This window comes from Merdimmobilis hominis (assembly GCF_016901855.1).
In the GTDB taxonomy this organism is placed as follows: domain Bacteria; phylum Bacillota; class Clostridia; order Oscillospirales; family Ruminococcaceae; genus Paludihabitans.
On the sequence record NZ_JACJKY010000014.1, the window covers coordinates 57,887 to 67,804 of the forward strand.

General features: G+C 48.4%; 9 protein-coding genes and 1 tRNA gene. 7 read left to right on the top strand and 3 right to left on the bottom strand.

From position 1 onward, the window contains the following. Window positions 1-178 precede the first annotated feature (178 nt). Window positions 179-254: transfer RNA gene (locus H6A12_RS09175), tRNA-Met, on the bottom strand. A 125-nt stretch (window positions 255-379) separates the two neighbouring features. Here H6A12_RS09175 and H6A12_RS09180 point away from each other — a divergent pair. From H6A12_RS09180 to H6A12_RS09195, 4 genes are all read left to right on the top strand, one after another. After that, complete coding sequence (locus tag H6A12_RS09180) at window positions 380-1,333, top strand: delta-lactam-biosynthetic de-N-acetylase (protein ID WP_243415435.1); 954 nt, start codon at window positions 380-382, stop codon at window positions 1,331-1,333. Window positions 1,334-1,634: 301 nt separating this feature from the next. Then, the gene (locus H6A12_RS09185; protein WP_204447142.1) at window positions 1,635-2,624 is read left to right on the top strand and encodes a glycoside hydrolase family 130 protein; all 990 of its coding nucleotides are present in this window, start codon (window positions 1,635-1,637) and stop codon (window positions 2,622-2,624) included. Window positions 2,625-2,705: 81 nt separating this feature from the next. Further along, window positions 2,706-5,861 (top strand): alpha-mannosidase, encoded by a 3,156-nt coding sequence (locus H6A12_RS09190; protein ID WP_204447144.1) that lies wholly within the window; start codon window positions 2,706-2,708, stop codon window positions 5,859-5,861. A gap of 234 nt (window positions 5,862-6,095) precedes the next feature. Then, the gene (locus H6A12_RS09195) at window positions 6,096-6,539 is read left to right on the top strand and encodes a hypothetical protein (RefSeq protein ID WP_204447146.1); all 444 of its coding nucleotides are present in this window, start codon (window positions 6,096-6,098) and stop codon (window positions 6,537-6,539) included. 55 nt (window positions 6,540-6,594) lie between these two features. On the opposite strand, the gene H6A12_RS09200 is transcribed toward H6A12_RS09195, so the two are convergent. Beyond that, window positions 6,595-6,768 (bottom strand): hypothetical protein, encoded by a 174-nt coding sequence (locus H6A12_RS09200; protein ID WP_204447148.1) that lies wholly within the window; start codon window positions 6,766-6,768, stop codon window positions 6,595-6,597. 109 nt (window positions 6,769-6,877) lie between these two features. Further along, the gene (rpsT, locus tag H6A12_RS09205; RefSeq protein ID WP_204447150.1) at window positions 6,878-7,132 is read right to left on the bottom strand and encodes a 30S ribosomal protein S20; all 255 of its coding nucleotides are present in this window, start codon (window positions 7,130-7,132) and stop codon (window positions 6,878-6,880) included. A 216-nt stretch (window positions 7,133-7,348) separates the two neighbouring features. On the opposite strand from rpsT, the gene gpr reads away from it, so the two are divergent. The 3 genes from gpr to H6A12_RS09220 all read left to right on the top strand — a co-directional run bounded on the left by gpr (window position 7,349) and on the right by H6A12_RS09220 (window position 9,728). Continuing rightward, a complete protein-coding gene (gpr, locus tag H6A12_RS09210; protein ID WP_204447153.1) occupies window positions 7,349-8,158 on the top strand; it encodes a GPR endopeptidase in 810 nt (269 codons plus the stop codon). Between the two features lie 118 nt (window positions 8,159-8,276). Next, window positions 8,277-9,416 carry a stage II sporulation protein P gene (gene spoIIP / locus H6A12_RS09215; protein WP_204447155.1) on the top strand — a complete coding sequence of 380 codons (1,140 nt, stop codon included), beginning with the start codon at window positions 8,277-8,279 and terminating at the stop codon, window positions 9,414-9,416. Window positions 9,417-9,425: 9 nt separating this feature from the next. After that, a complete protein-coding gene (locus H6A12_RS09220) occupies window positions 9,426-9,728 on the top strand; it encodes a hypothetical protein (RefSeq protein WP_204447157.1) in 303 nt (100 codons plus the stop codon). Window positions 9,729-9,918 lie beyond the last annotated feature (190 nt).

The window sequence follows — 9,918 nt, forward strand, 5'->3', positions numbered from 1 at the left end:
GATTGTTATTTTACTTAGTGCTGTTGTTTCCGGGCAGGGAAGTATAGGATGCTGACCTATCCTTGGCACAGAGCCGAAATTATGCGGAATACTCCGGATTTCACCTCAAAATCAGCCCAAAACGCATATAAACAAAAAATTACCGTTGCTGATATTGTATCAACAACGGTAACTGATTTGGTTGCGGGGACAGGACTTGAACCTGTGACCTCCGGGTTATGAGCCCGACGAGCTACCAACTGCTCTACCCCGCGATATTCTTGACTGCCTAATTATAATATCATACTTCCGATGGATTGTCAACAGTTTTTTTGATTTTTTATTTTCGCATAAATAGTTCGATGACGGACATACTTCTTGTTAGAAAGGAGGAATCCTCATGAAGAAAAATATGATGCTGGCTGCAGTAGGCATGTGTGTCGCTGCATCACTTCTGTTTTCGGGATGTACCAAGAATAAACAGGAAGAAACCACTTCCAAAGCAGAGTCTGATCTGTCATCGCTCATGTCAGAAGGGGAGTCGATGGTATCCGAGTTTACTTCTGATTTGAATTCAAACCTGATGCCGGAATCCTCTGATTCATCCGATGAAACCGCACCGACGAACGCACCGCTCGACGCCGGTGCGTTCGATTTTTCGGATATCGCATCGCTTGATAACACGCTGCACGGCTGGGGACAGGGCAAAGAGGTCAATGATCAAAACCGTCCCGTTTCCTGCGAGCAGTATGAGGAAAAATACCGAAAATATGATGCATCATTTATTATGCCCGCAACGGAGCAGGCAATTTATCTCACATTTGACCAGGGATATGAAAACGGATATACAACAAAAATTCTCGACACATTAAAGGAAAAGCAGTGCACAGCTGTATTCTTTGTGACGATGCACTATGCAAAATCAAATCCCGATTTGATCAAACGAATGATTGAGGAAGGACATGTGATCGGCAACCACACCGCAAGCCACCAATCGATGCCGACGATTTCCGTGGAGGACGCCGCAAACGATATCATCGAACTGCATAATTATATCCTTGAAACGTATGGATATGAAATGACGCTGTTCCGTCCGCCGAAGGGTGAGTGGTCGGAGCGTACGCTGGCACTCACACAAAAACTTGGATACCGTACGGTGTTCTGGAGCTTTGCGTATGCAGATTATGATGTCAACAATCAAATGGGCGTGGACAAAGCATTTCCGAAAGTCACAGAAGCGGCGCACAATGGTGCAATCTATCTTTTGCACAGTGTTTCAAAAGATAACGCAGAGATGCTCGGTGATATAATCGATACACTGCGTCAAAAAAATTATGTCATTGCCGCGCTTTAATATTCGTCCGGCCGCGTTTGCCTTTGGGGCAAAGCGGCTTTTTTCTTGCCGGGAGTTTTTCTTGTGTTTTGTAGATTCCTACAATTACCGTTTTGTTCATTTCCGAAAAGTAGACGATTTTTTCAAAAATATGGACAAAACCGATTGCAAAATGCGGCGGTTTCGTTTATAATGAAAATGACATGTACGGACGGTATGATGATGCATGCCCCGACACTGCAAGACCCGATATCTCCCGGCGGAAAAGGTATCGCGCGTCTTTTTATCATTTTATAAAAACCGCCGGAGAACGAGGTGCAATATGGCAAAAATTATTGGTAGTGCTCTGCCGAACATTCCGTGGCAGGACAAACCGGAAAATTGCAGAGACATCGTCTGGCGTTTTGACCAGAACCCGATTATCAACAGAGATGAGCAGAAAGATTCGAACTCCATCTTCAACAGTGCAGTTGTGCCGTGGGGCGACGGCTTCATCGGCGTATTCCGCTGCGACAACCGTTCCCGTTCGATGGACATCTTCGTTGGCCGTTCGAAAGACGGTTTGAAATGGGAATTCGAAGATGAGCCGATCAAATTCGAAGGCGACGATCCGGAGATCTTGAACCGCGAATATCGTTATGACCCGCGCGTTGTCAAAATCGAAGACAGATACTATGTCACCTGGTGCAACGGCTACCATGGCCCGACCATCGGCATCGCATATACATACGATTTTGAAAAATTCGTACAGTGCGAAAACGCATTCCTGCCGTATAACCGCAACGGCGTATTGTTCCCGCGCAAAATCAACGGCAAATATGCAATGGTTTCCCGTCCGTCCGACACCGGCCACACCCCGTTCGGCGATATCTTCTATTCGGAGAGCCCGGATATGGTTTACTGGGGCAAACACCGCTATGTAATGGGCATCATCAACGATGACCGTTCCGCTTGGCAGTCGAAGAAAATCGGCCCGGGTCCTGTTCCGATCGAGACAGACGAAGGCTGGCTCTTATTCTACCACGGCGTATTAAACAGCTGCAACGGCTTTGTATATTCGTTCGGCGCTGTGCTGCTTGATCTGGACGAACCGTGGAAAGTCAAATACCGCACCCGTCCGTATCTGCTTTCTCCGCAGAAACTGTATGAGTGTGTCGGCGACGTTCCGAACGTTGTGTTCCCGTGTGCAGCTCTGACTGACGCAGAAACCGGCAGAATCGCAATCTACTACGGCTGTGCAGACACTGTAACCGGTCTTGCATTCACCACCGTGGATGATGTTCTCAACTACATGAAAGAGAACTCGTTATAAGATTTCATGCAGACTGACAGCCAATAAAAGCATCGGCTTTTATTGGCTGTTGCTGTGTAACGAAAGGAGTCGTTTTTCTAAATGGAAAATTACAGATTTGAACGCGTCAACAAAATCTGCGAAGATCTTGGTGCGCTGACCGTTGTGCAGAGTATTTCCATTCCCGAATTTCAGATGAAACCGGGCTTTTTCTTAACCCCTGCACAGGCTGATGCAGACAGCACCCCATGGCAGAAATTTGACGCTGCATCCGACATCTGGCCGGGCCCGGACGCACACTATTGGTTCCGTGCAGAAGTGGTTGTGCCGGAGAGCTTTGACAAGAAACCGCTGTGGTTTAACTTTGTCACACAGGTGACCTTCTGGGATGCAGTCAACCCGCAGTTCCTGCTGTTTGTCAACGGCGAGATCACCCAGGGCCTTGACACCAACCACCAGGAAGTCAAAATCACCGACTGTGCAAAAGCCGGTGACCGCTATGTCATCGATTTGCAGGCATACACCGGCCGCGACAATGACCACAACAAGGGTTCGACAGCAAATCTGCGTCTGTCGGGCTGCATGATGGAAGTCGATGCCGCTGTGCAGGCTTGCTACTATAACCTGAATGTTCCGAACCGCATTGTAAGTCGTCTGGACAAAAACAACCAGAGCCGCATCAAATTGCAGTTAGCGCTCGAAAAAGCAATCAACCTGCTCGACCTGCGCGTTCCGTATTCGAAAGAATTCTACGATTCGGTGGACGCATGCAACGCGTTCTTGAAAGAAGAAGTGTATACAAACCTTGCAGGCAGCGATGAAGTCATCGCAACCTGTATTGGTCACACCCACATCGACGTGGCATGGTGGTGGACCGTTTCGCAGTCGCGTGAAAAAGTTGTTCGTTCGTTCTCGACGGTGTTAAAACTGATGGAAGAATATCCGGACTACAAATTCATGTCGAGCCAGCCGCAGCTTTACCAGTTTGTCAAAGAGCGTTATCCGGAGCTGTTTGAGAAGATTAAAGCCCGCGTTGCAGAAGGACGCTGGGAGCCGGAAGGCGGCATGTGGGTCGAGGCAGACTGCAACGTGACCTCGGGCGAGAGCCTTGTCCGTCAGTTCCTGCACGGCAAACAGTTCTTCCGCAATGAATTCGGCAAAGAGAATAAGATTCTGTGGCTGCCGGACGTATTCGGCTATTCGGCTGCATTGCCGCAGATCATGAAAAAATCGGGCATTGAATATTTCATGACGACCAAAATCGCATGGAACCAGTTCAACAAACTGCCGGTAGACACCTTCTGGTGGAAGGGCATCGACGGAAGCGAAATCTTCACTCACTTGATCACCACACAGGACGAGCACCAGCCGGAAGACAGCTTCTATACCACCTATAATGGTCAGCTTGACCCGGTCTGCCTGATGCGCGGCTGGGAGCGTTATCAGCACAAAGATCTGAATAACGATATCCTCGTCTGCTATGGCTTTGGTGACGGCGGCGGCGGCCCGACCAGAAAAATGGTCGAAACAGGTGTGCGCATGGAAGCAGGCATCACCGGTTCGCCGAAAGTCCGTATGGAACGTTCGGAGGAATACTTCAAAGAGCTGTATGCCCGTGTTGCAGGCAATAAAGACCTGCCGAAATGGGTCGGCGAGCTGTACCTCGAGTATCACCGCGGCACCTATACTTCGATGGCAAGAAACAAACGCAGCAACCGTAAATGCGAACTGCTGTGGCAGGACGTTGAGTTCTTCAGCATCCTGGCTTCCATCCTCGGTGTGCCGTATGATGCAAAAGAGATTCACGACAGCTGGGAAACCATCCTGTTGAATCAGTTCCACGACATTCTGCCGGGTTCTTCGATCAAAGAAGTATACGAAGTCACCAAAGTGGAATACGAAGCGCTTGAAAAACGCGGCCACGAGCTGATCGAGGAAAAACTCGCAGCAATCGCAGGCGCAATCAACGCAAAGAAAGACGACCTCGTCGTGTTCAACACCCTGTCGTTCGATCGTTCGGATGATATCACCGTTTCGGCTGAGGGCTATGAGAACGTTACATCGTTCAAACTGCCGTGCGGCTGCACCGTTCCGGCACAGCGCACCACCGATGGCAAACTGATGATTTCCGGCGTGACCATTCCGGCAAAAGGCTATAAAGCGCTCACACCGTGCACTGATCCTATTAAACCGGAGGCAAAAACGGTCATCCATACACTCAATGACATCGAAACACCGTACTACCGCATTCAGCTCAATAACGCACGCCAGTTTGTCAGCATCTTTGATAAAGAGGCAAACCGCGAAGTTCTGCGTAAAGGCGGACTCGGCAACGTGCTGCGTGTGTATGAGGACAAACCGATCTACTATGATAACTGGGATATCGAGATCTACTACACCCAGAAGAGCTGGGTTGTGGACGAGCTTCTCTCCTCTGAGTGGATCGAAAACGGTCCGGTTCGTCTGGTTCTGCGCAACAAATATAAATTCTGCGATTCGATTATCGACCAGGATATCATCTTCTATACAAACAGCCGCCGCATTGACTTTAAGACCCATGTGGACTGGAAACAGCATCAGCTGCTGCTCAAGACCGAGTTTGAAGTGGATGTCAATGCAAGCGAAGCAACCTACGACATCCAGTTCGGCAGCCTGAAACGCCCGGCACACAAGAACACCTCTTGGGACGGCGCGAAATTCGAAGTCTGCGGCCATAAATGGGCAGACCTGTCCGAGGGCGGCTACGGTGTATCGATCCTCAATGACTGCAAATACGGTCACGACATCCACGACGGTAAGATGACGCTCACACTCATCAAATCGGGTATCGTTCCGAATCCGACCACCGACCAGGAAGAGCACTGGTTCACCTATGCCATTCTGCCGCACGAAGGCGACTACAACGAAGCATTCGTACAGCATGAGGCATATTGCTTAAACGTTCCGGCATATGCGTTCCGCATGACAAAAGACGGCGACGAATCGCTCACCTTTGCAAGCCTGTTCACTGTGGATGCACCGAACGTCATTGCAGAAACCGTCAAACGTGCTGAAGACGGTAGCGGTGTCATCGTTCGTATGTACGAGGACCATAACCGCCGTACCCAGGTTACGATGAACTGGAACGTTCCGGTTGCACGCATGGTCGAATGCGATCTGATCGAAAATGAGATTGGCACACCGGTTGAAAACACTGATAGCCTGTCGTTTGAGATCAAACCGTTTGAGATCAAGACATTCAAAGTGACACTCAAATAAAACCGATACAGAGAACACAAAAATCGTGTGATTTTTGCCGAATCTGAAAAACCATCCGGACACAATTTGTGTTCGGATGGTTTTCTTTATGCAGGAAATACAGTTGTTTTTCTTGGTGTTTCGGAAATGATTGACAGTGAATATCTGCTTATATATAATAAAGAAAAGGGGGAGATGCCGATGTGGAACCGTCTGTGATAGAATGGATTTCGATGATAAATGAGGTGAACGGTCATGAAAAAATTACTGATTCCTTTGGCGCTTCTTCTTTTGCTCGTGTGTGGATGCAACGCAGGCAAAACTATGATTGAAGAACAAGAGAATGTTTCAAAAATCACCGTTGTCAGCGATTATACAAACACGCCGGCACAGACCTTCACGGCGAAAGATGCTGTGAATGACGATCAGATTCAGTCGGTCACGAAATTTATAAATACCATTGCGGTGGGTGAACCGGCAGAAACAATTTACGGCGGTACGTCGGTGCTGTTTTTGATATACGAGGGTGATACGGTTACAAAGCGTGTGGCACTGTATCCGCAAGACGGTGCGGCGGTCATCGACGGTGTGACCTATGCGTTTGAGGCGAAAGAATCGCTTTCTTCAATCTTTGCATCGTTCGATTTGCCCGAACGACAGATCTCATCGGCACAAATCGATCCGCTTCTTTCCGAATAATTACGATATAATAATAAAAACCGGATGCAAATGCATCCGGTTTTTTTATTGGTTGTCATGCAAGACCGCAGTCGTCATAATCTTTCCATTTGCGGCGGTAAGAGCGGTCGCTTGTGTATTTATAAAGCACATAAGCAGAAGTCATTGCGAGCGCAGCAATCATGAGCAGCAGGGAAATGATCGGAAGGGTCGTTTTCGTTTTTTCCTCGGATGAACGAAGTTCTTTCATCGGCAATTCCTCCTTTTTACTTATGATAACGGACAGAGCCACTTTTGTCAAGCAAAACAAAAAACGGAAACGACACACCCTCGTTTCCGTTTGCGTTTCTGCGAAAAAATTACGCGTTTGCTTTGCGCATGATCTGCGATTTTTTTCTTGCAGCTTTATTTTTGTGCATCAGACCTTTTGCACAAGCCTGGTCGATTTTTTTGATTGCAACCTTGACAGCTTCTGCTTTGTCGTCGCTGTTTGTTTCAATAGCGGTGTTTGCTTTTTTGAGAATTGTTTTCAGCTCAGAGTTTGCAGCTTTGTTGCGAGCAGCTCTGACTGCGTTCACCTGAACTCTTTTTTTAGCGGATTTGATGTTCGGCATTCTGTTTGCACCTCCTCGTTATACATAAAGCGGCTGTTTTTTGAAACAATACGCTTATCTGTGTATCTTATAGTCCGATTGCTTTTAACGATAAGCACGAGAGACACGTTTGGACTATACAGCAACAAATATGATACCATGATTTTTGGTGAATTGCAAGCGTTTTTCGCAGATTTCATCAAATTCTTTTTGAAAATTCGCGGGGAGGAAACAAGCATGCGCAGAACGGATCTTGCGATGGAGCAAATCCCAAACAAAGCAGTAAACGGCGTTCGAATCAATCAGTCGGAATCGGTTCACACCGTGGAGATTCTCACAGACGAAGCGGCCGAATCGGTCGGAAAACCAAAGGGAAAGTACACCACTGTGTCGGTGGAAAACTTCTGCAAATCCCCATCTGATTTTTGGGGTGAGGTCAAGCGGATTTCGGATGTACTGGCAGAATTTTTGCCGGACAATCCGGATGCGCCGGTTTTAGTTGTCGGGCTTGGAAACCGGATGATTACGCCCGATGCAGTGGGACCGCTTGCCGTCGAAAAAATATTGGTAACACGCCATCTGCAAAAGATTGCGCTGCCTTCCTTGCCGCCGCTCCGAAGCGTTTGTGCGGTGAGTCCGGGTGTCATGGGACAAACGGGAATTGAGTCGTCTGCGTTTGTAAGACGAATCGCCGATGTGGCTGCGGGTGGATGTGTGATTGTGATTGATGCGCTGGCCGCCGCAGAAGTAGAGCGGCTGCTTACGACGGTTCAGATCTGCGATACCGGCATTTCGCCCGGTTCCGGCGTTGGCAACAGCCGCGCAGAGCTTTCCGAAAAAACGATTGGTGTGCCGGTGATTGCGGTGGGGGTGCCGACTGTGACTGAGATTCCGTTTTCAAAGAAGGAAACGTCAATGCCCATGATGATTACACCGCGGGAGATTGACCAGGCAGTCGAACATGCGGCGCGCACCGTGTCGCTTGCAATCAACTGTGCACTTCATCCGAATTTAACAGCGGACGAGCTGTCTGCATTGGTTTCGTAGGGATAAAATGAAGTCCGTGTGCATATCTATTAAAAAACGGGAAGGCAATTGACGGCGGGGACATCCTGTAACATGAGTCCGCCGCGCAATTTTGATGCACAGGGAGGATCATATTATAATGAAGCGATGGCATGCGCAAAAACATCAGATATGCAAATTGATTGCGGGAGGAATCGGCGGTGTTTTGTGTTATTTGGCGGTGGTGAAAACCGTTCCGTTTGTTTCGCCGGTTTTGGCGCAGACAGCACTCTTTTCCGCGTCGGTTTCGTTTGGGTTTGACACCGAAGCGGTTTTGGCGGGAAGCGGTGATGCAGATCCTCTTGACGAGCAGGTGCAGACATCGGGTGATTCCGTGGAAACGGCACCGGAAGAGAGCGCAGATTCGACAGAGGAGTCCTCTTCCGAACAGACAGAAACGGCGTCGCTTGACGATCAAACGCTTCAAAAGCCGGAAAATGCCGGGACGATCGTCCGTCAGCAGTATAAAGGCGGCGGAAGCGGAACGTATATCCCGCTGGCACACGGATATATTAAAAACAGCACCAATGTGAGTACGGAAACGATTCAGCAGACGATTGCGCAAAAACCGGCATTTTCGATCATTGCAGACGGAAAGACACCGGAAGTGCTCATTATGCATTCACATGCCACAGAGTCGTATCAGCCGGGTATTTATGATTGGTTTGATTCGTCGTTTCCGTCGCGCAACCGCGATACAAGCAAAAATATGTGCCGCGTGGGCGCAGAGATCAAAGCACAGCTCGTTGCAGCGGGTATCGGCGTGATTCAGGACGAAACACTGCACGACTATCCGTCTTATACCGGGTCGTATGAACGGTCTGCAGAAACGGTGAAATCGTATCTTGAAAAGTACCCGACGATCAAGGTAGTACTCGACGTGCACCGTGATGCAATCCAGCCTGCAAACGACCGTATGATTGCGCCTGCAACGACCATCAACGGCAAGCCGTGTGCACAGGTGATGATTATTTCCGGTGCAGACGACGGTACGATGAATATGCCAAACTACCTTGAAAACTTAAAGCTGAGTGCGGCGCTTCAAAATCAGATGGAGGCGGACTATCCGACACTGACGCGTCCGGTCATGTTCAGCTACCGCAAATATAATCAGGACTTAACAACCGGTTCGATTCTGCTTGAAATGGGCGGCCATGCGAACTCGCTTGCAGAGGCAGTATACTGCGGAGAATTGGTTGGAAAATCGCTTGCAAAAACATTGCTCTCATTAAAAGGATAGGGAAAACAGATGAAGGAATTGATTGATGGACGGATCTTTTGGATTTCCGTGTGTATTACACTCATTATTGCCGTCACAGGAATCGGCTTGCTTGCGGTATATGAGCAGATGCATTCGTTTGCACAAGGGGGAACGCTTGCGGACGCCGGTGCGCAAGGGAGTGCGGTGTTGGGCGAAGACACATTTTCAAAAACCGCGCTGTTATCGTGGCTGACACAGGTTCAGTCGGTCGCTTCGGCATTTCCGCCTGCAAAACTGCTGTTTTGGCTGTATGACCGTGCGGCAGCGCTTTTGTTTTTTATCTTTGGATGAGAAAAACGTCGGTATTTTGCCGGACAGAATCATTACAAAATGTAATGATTCTGTCCGGCTTTTTGTTTTTTAAAAAAAGTCAGCTCAAAAAGAGCGGAAAAACAGCCGTTTTCAAGTTCGATATTGATTTTTATTCATTTTTAATTCATTAATATATACTATCAATAATATTGTTTTTGATTATACGATT